Raw genomic sequence first — 17,032 nt, forward strand, 5'->3', positions numbered from 1 at the left:
CAAGGAAACACCCAGATGAACAGCCGACCAATTAGGTAACCCTCAGTTTGCGGACGCCCAGCGAGGCGATCCACGACAGGTTCGCAGGCCCCGGTGGATCGCGCCACCGGAACCCGCGAACCGACGGGTGCGCTCACGCGTTGACGGGGATCGCGGTCACCACCTCGCGCTCGTTCTCCGGCAGGTAGTGCACCTGGAGGATGCGGCCGACCTGCACGTTCCCGATCGCGGCCGGCGGCAGGAACTTCTCGGAGCGGGTGGCGAAGGTGCTGCCGTCGGGCCTGGTCACCACCAGGTCCAGCTCGACCTTGGTGTGGCCGTCGCGGATCTCGCCGGGCACCGAGAGCGCCCGAACCACCGCCTGCGCCGCCACGCCCCGCGCCACGATGTCGAGCTTGGCCTTCGTGGTGAAGCCCTTGCGGATCATGGATTCGTTCATGGCCCGCTGGGCCGCGACGGCATCGCCGGACATGTCGATCTCCACCCGGTCGGTGCGGCCGGGCAGATAGCGCACGGGCAGCACCACACCGGGCCGCAGCAGCGACAGCTCGGTGAGCGGCACGATCTTCTTCGCGGACGACTCGAAGACCTTCCCGTCGGCCGTCTCGACGGAGAACTCGATCAGCACCTGCGGCTGGTCGTTGAGCCGTACGCCGGTCTGCTGGAACGATTTCACGGTGCCGATGCCCATCGGCGCGTTGCGGAACTCACCGGAATTGCGGCCGGTCATCGCCGACCCGATCCCCTCGCCGGTGAACGCGAACACGAAGATCAGCAGCATGAACGCGAGCATCGGCAGGACCATCAGGCCGTTCGCCCAGGCGCCGGAGTCGTAGGGGCCGGACGGTTCGTAGGTGAGGCCGTGCCAGAGGTAGGCGCCGACGGCGAGCACGGCGATGGCTACGGTGGTGAGGCGGACATTGCGGATCATGGTCGCTCCCTGGGGTTTTCGGTGTGGCCGGGCTCTCGGGAACCCGCCGCCCCGCGCGGAGGGCGCCGGGCGGCGGGAAGCCGAACGTCCGGATCAGCCGCCGACGATGGTCGAGCAGGCGAAGGTGATGTCGAACGTGGCGGTCGACGGGCCGGCCATCGGGTTGGTCATGTCCGGCGCGCCGACGCCCTCGCCGGTGACCTTGAAGGTGTTGCCGTCCTTGACGACCTTCGCCGAGCCGCCGGGCTGGCCGTTGCCGTATCCCACGGCGTAGGGCAGGCCCGACGAGCCGCCCTTGCTGCCCGCGATGCCGACCGCCTGCACAGTGTCGTCGCCGGTGAGAGTGGCGCTGACCGAGAGCTGGCCGTAGGTGGCGTTGTCGTTGTCGGTGAGGGCCAGCGCCAGCGTGTCGCCCTGCTTGGCGCAGGTGGTGTCGAAGCTGCCCGCGAGCTCCTTGCCGTCGACCAGCGCCACGGAGCCGCCGCCCGACGGGGCGGCCGCCGCGCTGGTGCCGGGGGCCGAGGTGGCGGGGGCGGCGCTGTCGGAATCGTCGCCGCAGGCGCCGACGAACGCGGTGAGCGCGACGGCGGCGAGGGTGGCGGCTCCGGCGCGGAAGACGGTGGTGTTCATGGTGGTGCTCCTTCGTTTCTCGGTGATGCGGCCCGTTGCTGGGGCGGCCTGAGAGAAACGTAGGAACGGCGCCCGGCCTACCGATCCCAGGTTTGCGCGTTCCGTCGCGGCGGCGGTGGCGTTAACCTGGCACGATGCGACGACCGCGCGCCATGGTGCTGGACGAGGTGTGGCGCGGTCTGGACGGTGTCGAAGCGCTCAGCGGCCCACACGGCGGTCCGCTGCGCCGCACGGTGAAACTCGTGCTGGACCCGCTGGTCATCCGGCCGGTGCGACACCCGGCGTGCGCGGGTCCGCTGATCGGCGCCGACGGCGCGACGCTGCTGGCGAGCCTGGTCCACGCGCACGCCGACGCGCTGCGCGCCACGGCGGCGTGGTTCACGCTGCTCAAGCAGGTGCGGCGCGGGTTGCGGGTCACCGAGGGGAATCCGCAGGACCTGTACTTCCAGCGCTGCTTCGAGCTGGCCGTCACGGCGGGGCATCCGGATCCGGCGCGCGACCGCCCGCGCGCCGAGGCGGCGTTGCGCGACATCCACTCGTTCGCCGCCGGGCGCACGACGCAGGCGCTGAAGGACCATCTCACCGATGCCGAACGGGCCGAACGGCTTTCGGCGTTGATCGCGGTGGCGTGGGGAAGGCGGCCCGGTGCTGTCGCGGGGCGGGAGTTCGCGTTCGCACCGCTGCTGGAAGCGTGCGTGAGTGGGGATGGTGGTGAGCTGTTCCGGCGGCTCGTCGCGTCCAATGCGGGTACACACACCGGGATCTCGCTGTGGTACCGCGAGAAGGATTGCGGTGCCTTCGATTTGGGGCTCACCGAGCACCCGTTGCCGCAGCCGCCGCGGCTCGGTGCGTCGGCCTCCACCGCCGACCTCGGGTTACCGTTCGATCGCACCGTGTACGAGCGGGTCTTCACGGTGTTGCAGGCGTCTACCGAACGGGCCGAGCTGCCCGCGATCCCCGATCTGGTGACCGACGAGATCGCCCGCAGCTGTGCGCCGTGGGCGCTGCTGGACGAGACGCTGCGCGTGGTGGCGAGCGCGGGAGTCGCGTTGGCGCTGGGTCTTTCGCCGATCGTGGGGGCGGAGGGGATGTCTGACGCGGCGCGCAGGGAGCATCGGAGCGGCGGTCCGCGGGCGCGAGGTCACGAGTCCGGCTCGGACCCGCGGCATGCCGTAGCCGGCGGGCGGGTGACTGCCGAGGCCAGCTCGCATCGCGAGTTCTCGGGCGAGCGCCGGAGGGAGGTCGGGGTGGCGAGTCTCGCGTCGGCCGGCACGGGCGCCGACAGCGCGGTCCGCGCCAGGGAGGGCGCGCCGCACACCCGAGCGGTGGCAGTCGATACCGGTGCGAGTGCACCCCATACCGGAGTCGTCGGCTCGCGGGATTCGGGTCCGGACGGTGTCGGGCCCGAGCGTTCGAGCGGGGAGACGGCCGCGCATCGGGTCGTGAATGCCCGGTGGCGGCGGGAGGCCTATGTGTTGCAGGCGCGGCGGTTGGTGGTGAGCGGAGCCGAGGTCGAGGGGCCGCTCGGGGCGATAGCCGAGGAGTTGCGGACGCCGTGGCGGCCGTATCTGCGCAGGCTGTGGGTGCGGCTGCACGGGCGGGATGTGCGCGGTGCGCCGGCGGACGAGCCGGGCGAGCTGTGGGACCTCCTCGACGGCGTGGCGCGCTCGGTGATGCTCGATCACCGCACCCGCGTGCGCAAGGCGCTCAGTGTGCGGGCGGCGGAGCCGGGCGCGGCGGAATCGAGGGCGAGCTGATGGAAGTGCGGGTCCGCGTACTCACCGACGGGTCGATCGCCATCGCCCCGGCCGGCGCCCCCACCGTGCTCGACGACGCCCCGGCCCCCGACACGGCGGTCTTGGAGGTAGCGGGCGGCCACCTGACCTGGAGTCTCCTTGCCGGCCAACGCATCCCGGCCGCCGTCCTGGACAACGCCGACGCCGCCCAGGACTGGTTGTGGGCCCTGTACGGAGAACGCGTGGCCGTCGTGATCGGCGAACTCTCCGCCCCGACAGGGGATTCCGGAGGACCGGGCGATGGTGGGGCACCGTCCAGCGCCGGCATCCGGACCACCGAGCCCGGCAGTTCCGCCGCCGACGGCGGAGGCATCGGGCAGACCAGTGTCGGCGGAACAGACCGGTTCGAGATTGGCGCGGCCACGCGCCCGCGCGGTGGTGCGAGTCCACTCGGCGCCGACGACCATGCCGGCGAGAACGGCGGCATTACAGCTGGAGGTGGTGTGGAACCACCGCCCGACGACGACGTCGACGCAGCCGCCAGCGGAACGACCGAGCCCAGCGGCGCGACGGACCGGTTCGGCACCGGCCGGGCCATGCGCCCGCGCAGCGGTGCCACCGCGTCCAGTGGGACGGCTCCGCTCGGCGACGATGACAGCACCGCCAAGGTCGACGGCGGCGCGACCGACCCCGGCGACAGCGTGGTCGAGAGCCGCGACAGGGCGACGTCCAGCGCTCACCTCGATACGGCTGACGTCGCGAGGTCCGGTAGCGCTCCGGGCGAAGGCGGGGCCGCACTCGGCGATGGCAACGCGGCCGGGTCTGGTGGGGGTAACGCGGAGTCGGTCGTCGCGCCGGGCGTTCACGGATCGGCGGACACGTCCGGCACCGAGGCGAACGGCCCGGCCGTCGCGATCGATCTGCTGGTCGAACCCGCGCTGCCCGAGGTGGTGGGGCGGGCGTGGCGGTTGGCGTACGCGCACTGGGCGGCGCGGTGGTGGCCGGCGTCGACGGTGGATGGGATTCCGGCGTTGGATCAGGGGTTGCTCGCACGGGAGATCGCGACGTTGACCGAGGAGTGCGAGCTGCTCGTGGACGGCGCGGATGCGGAAGTTGCAACGGAAGACGTTGTGGCCGAACCACTGTCGGCCAGGGCCGAGGATTACGCGCTGGCGGCTGGTGGTGCGCGCGGCGGTGGGCTGGCGTTCGGGCGCGGGATCGGCGGGTGGGATTGGTGGCGCTGCCCGCCGGGACTGGTGGATGCGTCCGAGCGGGCGGTCTCGTGGGATTTGAGCCGGGAGGCGGGCGCGACCGTCGCGCGGGTTCAGGTCGTCGCGGCACCCACGCTGACCTCCGCGCCGGACCATCTGCGCCCCCGCGCGGCGTTCACGACTCCGGCGGGAAACGTGACCGCCGACCTCACCCTGCGCGGCGACACCTGGTACGGCGAAACGCCCCTCCCCGCCGACTCGGTCGACACCGTCGAGGTGTACGTCCCGGGCGTCGGCGCGACCACCCGCACCGATCCCGCACTCCGGCAACGCATCCGGGATTTCGCTACCACCCGCGTGCGCCGGGCGAGTGCGCCGGACGACGCGGACCCGCCCCTGCTCGCGGAAATCGCCGCCGCCGCAGGCGAATCGGACTTCTGATATGGCGCAGATTCCCGAGAACTCCCCACCCGGCCTGGAACTCCTCTACGAGGGCGCCGCCGCGCATCAGCGCGGTGACGTGGTGGAAGCATTGCGCATCTTCGAGCACGCCGCGCGCACCACCGAAGGCGGGGTGCGGGTGAGCGCGCTGATCAACGCGGCGAGCATGTGCGACGAGTTGGGCGAGCACGCGCGGGCGATCGCCATGTTCCGGGAAGCTCTGGCGCAGATCCCCGAGGACGCCGTGGAGAAGCGCGTATCGACGCTGATCAACTACTCGCAGGCGCTCCAGCACGTCGGCGAGCTGGACGAGGCGCAGGACGCGCTCGAGCGGGGCTACGCCGATCTGGCTACGCACCCGGATCTGGTGGCGCTGCGCATTCCGTGCCTGCTCTCGCTCACCGCCGTCGCGTTCCATCGCGCGCAGTGGTTGCGCGTGATCGACCTCGCCACCGAATCCCTGGATCTGGCCGACCGTTTCGCGCCGGAACTGCGCGCGCATCCGCTGATGAACCTGGCGGGCGCGTATTTCGAGACCGGACGGCGCGAGCTCGGTCTCGACTTCGCCACCCAGGCGCTGGCGGCGTTCGAAGCGGCGGGCGACGTGAACGGCGTCGCGGAGACCAAGCAGAACCTCGCGGTGCTGTACACGCGGGTCAACAGGTTCGACGAGGCGGAGGCGCCGCTGCGGGCCAGCCAGGAGTACTTCGAGCAGGCCGGGCTCGGCTACCGGGCGGGTGTGGGGCTCAAGACGCTGGGGTTTCTCGCCGAGGGCCGCGGCGATCTCGACGGCGCGGGCGAACTGTACCGGCGCAGTCTCGACTACTTCACCGAATCGGGGGCCGCGCTGGACGTGGCCGCCGTCCAGACACGCTTGGCCACACTAGAATTCGCCCACGGCCGCCTCGCCGAGGGCCGAGAACTGCTCGACACGGCGTTCCGGGCCTACGCCCAGCGCGGGCTCGGATTGCATTGCGCCCAGGTCGATTTCTGGCACGCGACTCTGCTGGAGATGGTGGTCGACCACATCGAGGGCACACCGCCCGCCGAACTCCTCACCCTCGGCCGCGACGTCGCCGTGACGGCCGCGATCGCCATCGACGCCGTGCGATACACGCTGCCGGGCGGCGGGCAGCGCGACCAGTGGAACCGCGAGATCGCCGACCCCGCCACGCGTCTGGCCTTCCGGTTCGCCTACCTGTGCGGCGACGCCCAGCTGATCGTGGACCTGGTCGAAACCCACTGCGCCGGAACCACACTCGACATGGACCGCGCCGCACGCCCCGCTCCACCGCGCCTACCCCTCGAACCCCTCACACCCACGGAGTCGCACGCCGACACCGGCCCGGCCCTGCGCTTGGGCTCCGCGCTCGCCCACGTCGCCGCCGAAGCCGGCCTCCCCGTCACCCCACCCCCGCGCCTGGCCGTTGCCCCGGACGGCCACATCGCTCTGGCGGATTACATCACCGCCGCCGAACAACGCTACGGCCGCACCGTGCGAGAGGACCGGGTGCTGCCGGTATGAGCAACGAAAGGTGTTGCGGGCGTGCCTGACACAACCGACACCCAGCCCACCGCCATAGTGCGGATGGCCGACGCCGGCGACCTCTACATGTCCTGGCGATGGGAAGGCGACCCGGACGCGCGCGGGACCGCCATGCTGCCCGGCGCGCAGGTGGACGAGGCGGTGGCCGCGCTGGCGGCGGCACTACCCGATCCGCGCGGCGCGGACGGCCTGCGGGATTGCCTCACCACAGGCGCGTTCATGAACCGGGACGCGGAATACCACCTCGCCCAACAGCTTTCCCGTGCCCTGCTCCCCCAGGCACTCGCCGTCCAACTGCACGCGCTGCACACGCGAGGCGTGCGCCCACACCTGCGGATCCAACCGTCACCGAGGGTGGCGCAGGTGCCGTGGGAACTCCTCGCACCCGACCCGACTCTAAGGCTCCTCGACATCGCCGACGTGAGCATGCTCGCCCCGGCGGGCGTCGTGCACGCACCGGGACGGGTCGCGCGCACATGGCACACCGACCGCGAGCTGCCGGTCGTCGCCGTGCTCGACCCCCGGGTGCCCGGTTTCCGCGCGGACTCGGCGCTCGGTTCGGTGCTGGGCCGCATGGACGCCACATCACCGCTGGCCGCTCGTGTGGCCGAACACAGTGCGCGCCAACGACTCCGGCCCGAGGTGGTCGATCCGGTCGAGGCGTTCCGCCGCACCGACCTGGACCGCGACTGGCTCTCGAAGACGTTGCGCGCCGGCGCCTCCCGGCTGATCTACGTCGGCCACGTCACGGCGGCCGCGCCGGAATCGGGGCGCAGCGAGAACGCGGAACTGCACCTCGCCTGCACCGCCGGCGCGCTCGGATTCGCCGAACCGCAGCGCACCCACCGCCCGCTCTCCGCGAAGGACCTCCTGCTCGGCACCCACACGCTGAGCGAGGAGCCCGTCGCGGGCCCCGAGCTCTGGCCGATCCCCAGCCGGGTCGCGCTCATCGCCTGCGAAAGCGGCGGCGACCTGCGGTTCACCGAGGCGCTGGGCCTGATCGCCGCCATGGTGAACGGCGGTGCCGAACTCGTCACCGCCACCCGCTGGCCGCTGCCGACCGACCTGGCGTTCCAGCGCCTGGCCGCCGTCGACGCGACACCGCTGCAAGACGTGGTCCGCGCCGTCGACACCGCCCACGACCACCCCGACCCCCTGACCACCCTCGCCGAGTGGCAACGCGCCCGCCTCACCGCGTGGCGCGAATCCGCCGCCCCGGCCGACTCACCTCTGCTCTGGTCCGCCTTCGCGACCTTCCACACCTAGCCACGAAGACCCGGGCGGACGCGAGAAACGCCCGCCCGGGGTCCGGCGCTCGCCGGGTCAGTGCTCGTCGTAGTGACCGTCGTGCGGGGCGTGGCGGTGGCCGTCGTGGATGTAGTCGACGTGGTCGCCGTGCGGGACCGCGACGTGCCCACAGCCCTCGCCGTGCACGTGGTCGTGGGCCGTGTGTTCGGTGTGACCCGCGGATTCGCACTCGTCGAAGTGGCCGTCGTGGGCGCGGTGCAGATGACCGTCGTGGACGTAGTCCACGTGATCGCCGTGCGGCACCGCCACGTGGCCGCACCCGGGTCCGTGCTCGTGCGCGTGACCGGTGTGCTCGAGGTGTGCTGTGGTCATCAGAATGCCTTCTTCCAAGCCGATGGACAGGAGATCTGTGATCGGTAACACATTAGCGTATATGCATCAGTATAGATTGCTGACGATGCGCTGACAGCCCCCGATCACCCCGTCAGAGCACTTGGGAGAGGAATTTCCGCAGCCGCTCGGTCCGCGCGTCGGTGAACAGGGCGTCGGGCTCGCCGGTCTCCACCACCTGGCCCGCGTCCATGAACACCACGTTGTCCGACACGCTGCGCGCGAACCCCATCTCGTGGGTCACCACCACCATCGACATCCCGCCCGAGGCCAGCTCGGCCATCAGCGCCAGCACGCCCTTGACCAGCTCGGGATCCAGCGCCGAGGTGGCCTCGTCGAAGAACATGATCTGCGGCCGCATGGCCAGCGCGCGGGCGATCGCCACCCGCTGCTGTTGCCCGCCCGACAGGTTCGCCGGCCGCGAATCGGCCTTCTCGGCGAGGCCCACGATCTCGAGCTGCTCGAGCGCCAGCGCCCTGGCCTGCTCCTTGGACAGTCCGCGCAGCTTGCGCGGGCCGAGCGCGATGTTCTCGGCCACCGTCATGTGCGGGAACAGGTTGAACTGCTGGAACACCATGCCGATGCGCTGGCGCAACCGGTCGGGGTCCTCGCGCAGCACCGATTCGCCGTCGAGCAGGATGTCGCCCTCGTCGGGCTCGTACAGCCGGTTGAGCACCCGCAGCAGGGTCGACTTGCCCGAGCCGGACGGTCCGATGACCGTGGTGGTGGTGCCCGCTTCGACGTGGATGTCGATCCCGCGCAGCACGTGGTTGCGGCCCAGGGTCAGGTGCAGGCCGGTCCCGGTGAGAGAGGCACTCATTGATCAGCGTCCTTCGGTGATGGTGGCCTGCTCGAGCTCGTCGAGGGGGCGGTCCGGGCGTCCCGTGCGCATCCGGCGGTCGATGTAGTTCACCAGGTGGGTCAGCGGCACGGTCAGCACCAGGTACATCAGGCCCGCCGCGACCAGCGGCGACAGGTTGCCGGTCTGGGCGTTGAGATCCCTTCCCACCGCGAACAACTCGCGCTGGCTGGCCAGCAGGCCGAGGAAGTAGATCAGCGAGGAGTCCTTGATGAGCGCGATGAACTGGTTCATCAGCGCGGGCAGCACGCGCCGCACGCCCTGCGGGATCACCACCAGCGTCATGGCCTGGCGGTAGCCGAGGCCGATGGCGCGGGCGGCCTCGAGCTGGCCCGGTTCCACGGATTGGATTCCGGAACGGAAGATTTCGCCGATGTAGGCCGAGGCGAGCAACGCCAGCGCGACCGCGCCGAGCCAGTACGGATTGCTGCCGGTGATGTCGCGGACCACCGGCCCGATGCCGAGACCGATGATCAGAATGATCACCACGGCGGGCAATCCGCGGAAGATGTCGGTGTAAACCCTTGCGGGCCACCGCAACCAGCGCGTGCGCGAGATGCCCGCGACGGCCAGCAGCATGCCGAGCAACGTGCCGAGCACACCCGAAACCACCGCCAGGATCAGGGTATTCGGCAGACCGGTCTTGATCAGATCGGGAAAGGCCTTGCGGTACAGCTCCCAATCGAAGAAGGTCTCGCCCAGCTGCTGCAACGTCGACTTGGGCGCGGACTGTTCGGTGGCGCCGGTGTCACCGCGCTCGGCGGCCAGCGCCGCGAAGTCGGGCAGGTCCGGCACCGGCGCGGCCTTGGAACCCGGCTTCCAGCCCGGCGGCAGTTCGCGCGGCACCCAGTCGCTGTAGAGGCGGGCGTAGGTGCCGTCGGCGATCACGGCGTCCAATCCGCTGTTGAGCGCGTCGATGAGCGGCTGATTGCCCTTGTTCACCGCCCAGGCCGCGAAATTGTCCAGGCTGAAGGAGTTCGCCACGATCGCGGTGCCGTCACCGGGTTTGACCGCGCCGTCCGCCTGCGCCGACGGCGCGACCCAGGCATCCACCTGACCGGTGCGCAGATTCGCGTAGGCGGTGTTGTAGTCGGGGAACTTCACCGGGTCCAGGCCCAGGGTGTTCACCACGTACTCGTCCTGCACGGTGCCCTGCACCACCGCGATCCGCGAGCCGGGCCCCAGGTCGTCGAAGCCCTTGACGGGGCTGGTGTCGGACACGACCAGCGCGAAATACCCGAAGTCGTAGCCGTTGGTGAAGCCGACGAGTTCGCGGCGCGCATCGGTGGTGGTGATGTTGGACGAGCCCACATCGAACCGCCCGCCCGCCACCTGGGCCAGCAGCCCGGCGAACTCGGTGCCGGAGAACTCCACCCGCAGACCGAGTTTCGCGGCGACCGCGCGCAGCAGTTCGTTGTCGAAGCCGGTGAACGAGCCCGCCGAGTTCACGCAGATGCTGGGCGGCGCGTCGGAGAGGGTGCCGACGCTGAGCACGCCCGGGGTGAGCAGCCCGAGCCGGTTCACGTCGATGCTTTCCAGCGGCGCGACCGTCGCGGTGGTGTAGCGATCGGGACCGGCCGCCGCGGGAATGGCGAGGTTCTCCGGCGCGGCGGAGGCGGCGTTCACCCCCGGTGGCGCGCACAGATCACGGCTCTCGCCCGTGGAGCCGCACCCCGTCGCGGCGAATCCCACGGTGAGCAGGATCAGGGCGAGCAGGGCGCGGTAGCGCGCGACGAGCAGACCGGACATGACGGATCACAGTAACGGGTATCGCGCAAATACACAGCAACACCAGGGGAAACGCGATTTGGGTCACGCGCGAGCGCCTCGGCGCGCTGTGCGAGAATCGCCGCGCGGTTTGCCCGGGGGAAGCAGACAATTCCGACATCCCGTTCGCCGCACGGGTTCCACCGATCGAAACGCTCGACGTTCCACCGCTGCTCGCCACGGCGCGCACGCCTCGCAGAACAGCCAAGCCACCTTCGAAAGGACGTACGTGAACCACCCGGAGTCGCAGCCGCCCGCACCGGCCGACGAGATCCTCGAACTGACCGACGACAGCTTCTACCGTGACCCGCACGCCGTCTACCGCGTGCTGCGCGCCCGCGGGCCGATCCACCGCGTGCGCCTGGACGGCGTGCTGGGCTGGCTGGTGGTCGACGGCGACGTCGCCAAGCAGGCCTTCGTCGAGCCGACCATCAGCAAGCGGGTCAGCTCGCCGGAAGGGCAGGCGGCGCTGGCGCGCAACGGCGCGGCCGGACTGTTCGGCGGCGCGGTCAACGACAACATGCTCTTCGCCGATCCGCCGCAGCACACGCGGCTGCGCGGACTGGTGTCGAAGGCGTTCGCGGGGCGCGCCGTGCGCGGGCTCGGTCCGCGCGTCACCGCCCTCGCCGACGACCTGCTGGACGACATGCTCGCGCGCGACCGCGCCGACCTCATCGACAGCTACGCCTTCCCGCTGCCGATCGCGGTCATCTGCGAACTCCTCGGCGTGCCGGACGACGACAAGGACGACTTCCGCTCCTGGACCGCCGTCGTGGTGGACGAGACCGCGGGCGTGGAAGCGCGCACCAGCGCGGGCATCAGCTTCTTCACCTACCTCACCGAGCTGATCGCGGCGCGCACCGACCACCCCGGCGAGGACCTGCTCTCCGACCTCATCGCGGCCAGCCAGGACGGCGACCGGCTCGATCAGCAGGAACTCATCGCGATGCTGTTCCTGCTGCTGGCAGCCGGGCACGAGACGACGGTCAACCTGATCGGCAACGCGGTGCTGGAGTTGCTGCGCGATCCGGCGACGGCGGCTCGGTTGCGCGCGGCACCGGAGCGGATCCCCGCGTTCGTGGAGGAGATCCTGCGCTGCCAGGGCCCGGTGCACTTGGCCACCGCGCGCTTCACCACCGCGCCGATCACGTTGGGCGGCAAGGATATCGACGCCGGGGAGTTCATCATGATCTCGCTGGCGGCAGCCAACCGCGACCCCCGGCGCCATACCGACCCCGACCGCGTCGACCTCGACCGCACCGACAACCGCCACCTCGCGTTCGGCCACGGCATCCACTACTGCGTCGGGGCCGCGCTGGCGCGCATGGAGGCGACCGTGGCCATCACGCGGCTGCTGGAGCGGGTGCCCGCGATGGCGCTGGACGGGGAGTTCGACGAATTGTCCTGGCGCAGGAGCCTGCTCATCCGCGGGCTGAGCGAACTGCCGGTGCGGTTCGCCACCGCGGACGAATACGTGCTCGCGCCCGTGTGATCCGTTGGTGGTGTGGACGATTCGCCCGATCGTCCACACCACGCTCACGCCAGGCCCGCGACCTGTTCCGGGTTCACCTCGTCGCGCCAGCGGATCGCGCGGATCAGTTCCCCGAGGTCGTAGTCGGGCCCGCTCACGCCGACCGTGAACAGTGAGACACCCGCCGCCCGGTAGGCGGGCGCCTTCTCCACACCCGGCCAGGCCAGCGACCGTTCGATGCGCGATTCGTCGGTGCCGACGGCGGCGGCGTGCTCGGCGAGGACCGCGTTCTTGCGGGCCAGCGTCTCCAGATCGGAGAAGCTGTGCCAGATGTCGGCGTACTCGGCGACCAGGCGCAGCGTCTTGCGTTCACCGCCGCCGCCGATCAGGATCGGGATGTCGCGCGTGGGCAGCGGATTCAGCTTGCGCAGTCGGGTGGTGAGTCGAACCATGTTGTCGCGCAACAAGTTCAGGCGCGACCCTGCGGTACCGAACTCGTAACCGTATTCGTCGTAGTCCTTCTGGAACCAGCCGCCGCCGATACCCAGGACCAGCCTGCCGCCGCTGATGTGGTCGACGGTGCGCGCCATATCGGCCAGCAGATCGGGGTTGCGGTAGCCGCCGCCGGTGACCAGCGCGCCGATCTCCACCCGCTCGGTCTGCTCGGCGAACGCGCCCAGCATGGTCCAGCACTCGAAATGCGCGCCGTCGGGATCACCGCTGAGCGGATAGAAGTGATCCCAGTTGAACACGATGTCCACGCCCGCGTCCTCGGCGCGCAGCACCGCGTCGCGGATCAACCCGTACTCCGGCGCGTGCTGGGGTTGCAGCTGGACGCCGATCCGAACCGGTCGAGTGCTCACAGTCCCTCCTCCTCGCTCGCCCCCGCGCACGAGGCTACCGGCGGGCGCGTTCCCTGCCCACCGCATCGCGGTTCACCAGCGGTTCCAGTGCAGGACCTGGGTCCGGTCGACGCGGGCGGCCGGGCGGAATTCGGTGCCGAGGGTGTAGGCGAGAGGGTGCCAGCGCTGCCGGTTGCGGCCGGTGGGCGCCTGGGTGGCGAGGTCGACGCACTCCTCGATGAGGTGCCGGGGTACCGGCCGGGTGAGGTCGAGGCGTTTGCGCACCGCGCGGGTGGTGGACAGGACTTCGTCGGCGGTCAGGTTCAGCGATATCGGGGCCCGCTTCCTCGGGGCGGGCGCAGCGCCCGTCTCCATCTGTTCACAAATCATCTTCGGCGCCGCCGCGGCGGCGGCCACGGAACCAGGTCTCGGCGTCGGACAACACCTGGTGCTGCGCATGCTCGCGGCGGTGGGCCCGTGCTCCCAGCGCACGCTCAGCGAGGAACTGCGGATCGACCGCAGCGTCATGGTCGGCATCGCCGACGACCTCGAAAGCCACGGCTACGTTCGCCGCGAACGCGATCCCGGCGACCGCCGCGCCTACGCCGTCACCCTCACCGCGGCGGGCAAACGCGCACTCACCGCCGCCGAGCGCACCGTCCCCGCCTTCCTCGACCGCACCTTCGCCGCCCTCACCCCCCGCGAACGCGACCAGCTCACGACTCTTCTCGGAAAACTCTTGGCCGCGAGCTGAATCCGGCCGCACTCAGCGGGGATGCAGCCTCAGGCGGAAACCGTCGGGCTTCAGGGTGATCTGTTCCCGGACCTTCAGGCGGTAGCGCGGGTCCGGTTCGAAGGTGAAGGTGCGCAGGATGTGCGCCAGGGCGAGCAGGATCTCGTGGTAGGCGAACTGGCGGCCGATGCAGGCGCGCTCCCCGGTGCCGAAGGGCTTGTAGATGTGCGGGCCGAGGCGGCGGAGGTTCTCCGGGAGGAAGCGGTCCGGGTCGAATTCGTCGTGGTCGGACCCCCAGACGGGGTCGCGGTGCGCCTGCAAGGTCAGGACGAACACCCAGTCACCCTCGGCGAACGAATACTTCCCGTCGCCGATCGTGACGTCGTGCCGCGCTTCCCGGAAGTACCCGGGGGCGATCGGCCACAGACGCAACGTCTCGTCCACCACGCGACGCAGGTACCGGAGCTTGCCCACGTCGGCGTACTCGAGCTCGCCACCGGACCCGCGTTCGTCGACTTCGGCGCGCGCCCGCGCGGCGATCCCGGGATTCGCCGCCAGGAAGTGGAGCGCGAATGCCAGTGCGCCCGCCGACGTTTCGTGACCGGCGACCAGGAAAGTGAGGATCTGGTGGCGGATATTGATCTCGTCCAGTCGCTCGCCCGTCACCGGATCGGCGCTGTTGAGCATCAATCCGAGCAGGTCGGCGGTGCCGTCGGGATCCTCGCGGCGGCGCCGGGCGATGACCTCGTCGACGAGGCCGTGCGCGAACGCGATATCGCGCCGGTGCTGGGCGGCGCGTGCCCGCGGCAGATTGTGCAGGGCGGGAGGCAGATTGGCATTGCGGTTGATATGGCGCAGCCCGCGGCCCATCGCGGCGACGAAAGGATGCTCGTCGCCGCGCGTGAACGAGTCGAAGGAGTAGCTGAATCCGGCCCGGCCGATCACCTCCAGCGTGAATCTGTTGGCGGAATCGGCGATGTCGATCCACTCGCCCGCCCGGGCGGTCCAGTGCTCGAGCAGGTCCGACACGGCACCCGCCATGGTCCGGTGGTAGCCGCGCATCGCCTCCTGCGTGAAGGCGCTCGCCAGAATGTGGTGTGCCCTGGACCAATTGGGCTCGTGGTTGTAGGCGGTGAACAGGCCGTCGCGCACGATCGGGCGCATCAGCTTGAACAGCACACCGACGTTCTTGGTCCAGTGCCGCTCGTCGTTGATCTCCGCGATCAGATCCGGCCCGCTCACCACGACGATCGGATAGCCCGCGATGCGGCGCTCGAAGATCGGCCCGTAGCGCCTGGCATCGGCCATCGACGCCTGGGTGGGCCGGACCGGGTTCACCGTCAGCACATCACCCAGCCACGGCAGCCGCCAGCGCGGGTGCGGCAGCGGCGTCGCGCGATGTTCCGATACGCGTGTCAATGGATTCGCTCCTCATACATCCGGTCGCCCACGCGCCGGACAGCGTCGGGCCAGAAGGCGGCGATCGCCGCGAGCTGCGTCGAATCTCCTGGCAGAGAATACGTTTCGACGTCGGCGGACTGGTTCGACACGCGGCCCTCCCGCTCGGCACGCAGCGCCCGCGCGATGCGCAGCGCGGCGCCCTCCGGTGGGGCGGCGATCGGCTCGGCCGGCGGTTCCGCACCACGGCGCAACCGCATCAGCGCATCGTGAATCTCGACCGTCATGCGGTGCCAGCGCACCCGGTCGTCCAACGCCGCCCACTCCGCCGGGGTGTAGAGCACGACCTCAGGAAAAGCGTCGGTCAGATCCCGCCACATCGGACGCAGCAACCGGATCTCGCGACCCATGCCCGCCCACCCCAAGCGCGAAAGGGTCTCGGTGACAAGGGGAATCGACGTGACGACGGCCGCGCAGAGGGTGGCGGCGAAGAAGGTGGCCGCCTTGCGCACCATCTGCGGGTCCGGCGAATCGGTACCGGTGAGCACGTGGACGGCGGCGACCGACGGTCCCGCGATCGCATCGATCAACAGCCCGCCCGCGGCGGCGAGAATGACGGCGTACACCAGCCGCTCACGCGCCTTCGATTCGGCGGCCCGGAATTCGCGAACGCCCAATCGCAGGATGCGCAGCGCGCACACCGCCAGGGGCACCCCGAAAACGCCCCAGAACAGGATCGACGGAACACCGAGCGCCTGATCGATGAGCAATCCCTCGGATCGGGCCGGTGTACCGGCGATCAGGACCACGGCGAGCACACCCGCCGCCGCGGCGTCGTAGCGCCGTTGGCGCGGCCGCGCCGAGGCCGGGTCCGCACCACCCCAGAGGGCGGCGATGCCGTAGACACCGGAGAGCGTGAAAAGGATGCAGCCGAGCGAGAATTGATGCAGCCAGCTCGCGATGCCGGGCGCCACGCCGCGTTCGTGGAGCAGCAGCCCGGCCAGTGCCCACGTGAGCGACCGGTTGATGAGGTGGTCGACCGCGCTGTCGCGCACCATGATCCACCGCGCGGCGGCGATCAGCGCGACCACCGCGATCACCGGAATCGCGAAAGCGGCGGGCACCGGCGAGATCATCGCTGTCGTCCGCGAAAGAACGTGGCGCGCAAGGTACTCGGTGCCGCGGCCGGGGACTGCGCGCGCACCATCGCCAGATCGGCGAACATCTCCGCCTCCCGCTCGCGCGCGTTGGCGTAGGCGTCGCGGCCGAGCACGCGGTGAATCGCCTCGGCCGACACCGAGGGGAGCAGTTCGCGCAGCAACCCGTGGTCGGTGTCGGTGCCGGCGGGGGCACGGTCGTGTCCGAGCAGCATGTGCCCGACCTCGTGCAGCACGATGTGCTCGGCGTGCCGATCGGAGGTGCGGTCGTCGTAGGCGATCAGGTCGTCGTCGCGGCGGACGATCCACAGGCCACCGCCACCGCCACATCCGGCGGTCGCCACGCCGGACATGCTGACGGGGTGGAGGGTGATCGGACGCGCTCGGTACTCCGCGACCGCCGAGACGTAGGCGCCCAGATCCCACGGGACCGGGATCGGCACCGCGCGAAGGAGATCGTCGAACCTCTCCTCGATGTTCCGCACCCCGACCCCCGGTGATATGCCGATGAAGCGGGCGCATTTCGCGACCCGACGATCGGGAAGACCCCGCCGACAACGACAGTACCGGGGGTCGCGCCGGCGGGCGAGGGATGGAGGGGGTGGCGAGGGCCGGGGTGGCGGCTACGATCGCGGGGTCGCCGGGGGACCGGCGGCGCAACCCCTCTACTCG

The 17,032-nt window shown here is 70.7% G+C and carries 14 protein-coding genes and 2 pseudogenes; 6 read left to right on the top strand and 10 right to left on the bottom strand.

The window, feature by feature from the left end; all coding sequences use genetic code 11:
* Positions 1–133: 133 nt before the first annotated feature.
* Complete coding sequence (locus DFR74_RS13900) at positions 134–931, bottom strand: hypothetical protein (protein WP_067503202.1); 798 nt, start codon at positions 929–931, stop codon at positions 134–136.
* Positions 932–1,024: 93 nt separating this feature from the next.
* A complete protein-coding gene (locus DFR74_RS13905; RefSeq protein ID WP_067503199.1) occupies positions 1,025–1,561 on the bottom strand; it encodes a lipoprotein LpqH in 537 nt (178 codons plus the stop codon).
* A gap of 152 nt (positions 1,562–1,713) precedes the next feature.
* On the opposite strand from DFR74_RS13905, the pseudogene DFR74_RS37980 reads away from it, so the two are divergent.
* The 4 genes and pseudogenes from DFR74_RS37980 to DFR74_RS13930 all read left to right on the top strand — a co-directional run.
* Positions 1,714–2,634 (top strand): annotated as a pseudogene (locus DFR74_RS37980) (hypothetical protein); the annotation flags it as partial.
* Between the two features lie 683 nt (positions 2,635–3,317).
* Positions 3,318–4,949, top strand: a complete 1,632-nt coding sequence (locus DFR74_RS13920) for a hypothetical protein (protein ID WP_067503196.1) — start codon at positions 3,318–3,320, stop codon at positions 4,947–4,949.
* Between the two features lies 1 nt (position 4,950).
* Positions 4,951–6,474: a tetratricopeptide repeat protein gene (locus DFR74_RS13925; protein ID WP_067503192.1), complete on the top strand. Its 1,524-nt coding sequence runs from the start codon at positions 4,951–4,953 to the stop codon at positions 6,472–6,474.
* 21 nt (positions 6,475–6,495) lie between these two features.
* Positions 6,496–7,761 (top strand): CHAT domain-containing protein, encoded by a 1,266-nt coding sequence (locus tag DFR74_RS13930; RefSeq protein ID WP_411719601.1) that lies wholly within the window; start codon positions 6,496–6,498, stop codon positions 7,759–7,761.
* Positions 7,762–7,818: 57 nt separating this feature from the next.
* Here DFR74_RS13930 and DFR74_RS13935 read toward each other — a convergent pair whose 3' ends face one another.
* The 3 genes from DFR74_RS13935 to DFR74_RS13945 all read right to left on the bottom strand — a co-directional run bounded on the left by DFR74_RS13935 (position 7,819) and on the right by DFR74_RS13945 (position 10,741).
* Positions 7,819–8,115, bottom strand: a complete 297-nt coding sequence (locus DFR74_RS13935) for a hypothetical protein (protein ID WP_084537317.1) — start codon at positions 8,113–8,115, stop codon at positions 7,819–7,821.
* A 112-nt stretch (positions 8,116–8,227) separates the two neighbouring features.
* A complete protein-coding gene (locus tag DFR74_RS13940; RefSeq protein ID WP_067503182.1) occupies positions 8,228–8,953 on the bottom strand; it encodes an amino acid ABC transporter ATP-binding protein in 726 nt (241 codons plus the stop codon).
* Positions 8,954–8,956: 3 nt separating this feature from the next.
* On the bottom strand, positions 8,957–10,741 hold the full coding sequence (locus DFR74_RS13945) for an ABC transporter substrate-binding protein/permease (protein WP_067503179.1): 1,785 nt from the start codon (positions 10,739–10,741) through the stop codon (positions 8,957–8,959).
* Positions 10,742–10,988: 247 nt separating this feature from the next.
* On the opposite strand from DFR74_RS13945, the gene DFR74_RS13950 reads away from it, so the two are divergent.
* Complete coding sequence (locus tag DFR74_RS13950) at positions 10,989–12,251, top strand: cytochrome P450 family protein (RefSeq protein WP_067503175.1); 1,263 nt, start codon at positions 10,989–10,991, stop codon at positions 12,249–12,251.
* 44 nt (positions 12,252–12,295) lie between these two features.
* Here the strand turns inward: DFR74_RS13950 and DFR74_RS13955 are convergent, their stop codons facing one another.
* Both DFR74_RS13955 and DFR74_RS13960 read right to left on the bottom strand, forming a co-directional pair.
* Positions 12,296–13,093, bottom strand: coding sequence for an LLM class F420-dependent oxidoreductase (locus DFR74_RS13955; RefSeq protein ID WP_067503171.1), 798 nt, complete (start codon positions 13,091–13,093; stop codon positions 12,296–12,298).
* 156 nt (positions 13,094–13,249) lie between these two features.
* Positions 13,250–13,447 (bottom strand): annotated as a pseudogene (locus tag DFR74_RS13960) (hypothetical protein); the annotation flags it as partial.
* On the opposite strand from DFR74_RS13960, the gene DFR74_RS37625 reads away from it, so the two are divergent.
* Positions 13,368–13,826: a MarR family winged helix-turn-helix transcriptional regulator gene (locus DFR74_RS37625; protein ID WP_267898905.1), complete on the top strand. Its 459-nt coding sequence runs from the start codon at positions 13,368–13,370 to the stop codon at positions 13,824–13,826. The pseudogene DFR74_RS13960 and the gene DFR74_RS37625 sit on opposite strands and share 80 nt — an antisense overlap.
* A gap of 12 nt (positions 13,827–13,838) precedes the next feature.
* Here DFR74_RS37625 and DFR74_RS13970 read toward each other — a convergent pair whose 3' ends face one another.
* The 3 genes from DFR74_RS13970 to DFR74_RS13980 are packed head-to-tail and all read right to left on the bottom strand — an operon-like array spanning position 13,839 to position 16,803.
* Positions 13,839–15,224 carry a cytochrome P450 gene (locus DFR74_RS13970; RefSeq protein ID WP_067503164.1) on the bottom strand — a complete coding sequence of 462 codons (1,386 nt, stop codon included), beginning with the start codon at positions 15,222–15,224 and terminating at the stop codon, positions 13,839–13,841.
* Positions 15,221–16,327, bottom strand: a complete 1,107-nt coding sequence (locus DFR74_RS13975; RefSeq protein WP_147265827.1) for an MAB_1171c family putative transporter — start codon at positions 16,325–16,327, stop codon at positions 15,221–15,223. The genes DFR74_RS13970 and DFR74_RS13975 overlap by 4 nt, the downstream gene beginning before the upstream one ends.
* Positions 16,328–16,335: 8 nt before the next feature.
* A complete protein-coding gene (locus DFR74_RS13980; RefSeq protein WP_195125052.1) occupies positions 16,336–16,803 on the bottom strand; it encodes a hypothetical protein in 468 nt (155 codons plus the stop codon).
* Positions 16,804–17,032 lie beyond the last annotated feature (229 nt).

The sequence above is a fragment of the Nocardia puris genome, assembly GCF_003315035.1.
In the GTDB taxonomy this organism is placed as follows: Bacteria; Actinomycetota; Actinomycetes; order Mycobacteriales; family Mycobacteriaceae; genus Nocardia; species Nocardia puris.